Origin of the sequence: Faecalibacterium sp. DFI.5.82, from assembly GCF_029076575.1 — a bacterium.
Taxonomy (GTDB): Bacteria; Bacillota; Clostridia; order Oscillospirales; family Ruminococcaceae; genus Faecalibacterium; species Faecalibacterium duncaniae.
The window spans coordinates 1-317 of the sequence record NZ_JARFIS010000386.1 but is presented as its reverse complement, the minus strand read 5'-3'; the positions used below and the strand labels follow the sequence as shown (position 1 = coordinate 317).

Annotated in this window: 1 protein-coding gene; it reads right to left on the bottom strand. The window is 68.8% G+C overall.

Annotated features, from left to right (window positions below; translation table 11 throughout):
• Positions 1-317: alpha-amylase family glycosyl hydrolase (locus tag P0G09_RS17100; RefSeq protein ID WP_275253265.1), on the bottom strand; the 317-nt coding region annotated here is incomplete at both ends.

Here is a 317-nt window from a genome sequence, read left to right as displayed (position 1 = left end):
GGATACCGTCCTCGGCACGCAGAACCCGCAGCTGGCCGGTGCGGAAGGCCTCGCAGGTGTGGCGGAGCTGTGCCAGCTGTGCCAGCACGGGACGCAGGCGCTGTTCGTGGGCATACCACCGGAAGAAAGCCAGGTTGAAGGGGTCCCGGTAGCCCTGCATGGCAATCTCGTCGCCGTAGTACAGGCAGGGCACACCCGGCAGGGTGTAGATGATGGCGTAGGCCATCCGCAGGCGGAGCAGGCCCACCTCGTAGGCATCGCCGGTCACACAGCGGCCGCTCTGCCACGCGCGGCCCCGGCCATTGGCGGGCTCGTCA